This is a genomic window from Paenibacillus xylanexedens, from assembly GCF_007680605.1.
Lineage (GTDB): Bacteria > Bacillota > Bacilli > Paenibacillales > Paenibacillaceae > Paenibacillus > Paenibacillus xylanexedens_B.
Map to the genome: position 1 here is coordinate 1 of NZ_VEIO01000058.1, position 416 is coordinate 416.

The window sequence follows — 416 nt, forward strand, 5'->3', positions numbered from 1 at the left end:
TGGGCACTCTAAATAGACTGCCGGTGACAAACCGGAGGAAGGTGGGGATGACGTCAAATCATCATGCCCCTTATGACCTGGGCTACACACGTACTACAATGGCCGGTACAACGGGCAGTGAAGCCGCGAGGTGGAACCAATCCTAAAAAGCCGGTCTCAGTTCGGATTGCAGGCTGCAACTCGCCTGCATGAAGTCGGAATTGCTAGTAATCGCGGATCAGCATGCCGCGGTGAATACGTTCCCGGGTCTTGTACACACCGCCCGTCACACCACGAGAGTTTATAACACCCGAAGTCGGTGGGGTAACCGCAAGGAGCCAGCCGCCGAAGGTGGGATAGATGATTGGGGTGAAGTCGTAACAAGGTAGCCGTATCGGAAGGTGCGGCTGGATCACCTCCTTTCTATGGAGAATCGT

At 55.0% G+C, this 416-nt stretch carries 1 rRNA gene; it reads left to right on the forward strand.

Features of this window, described 5'->3' with window-relative positions:
• Nucleotides 1-402: ribosomal RNA gene (locus tag FS818_RS28370) — 16S ribosomal RNA — on the forward strand; the annotation flags it as partial.
• Nucleotides 403-416 lie beyond the last annotated feature (14 nt).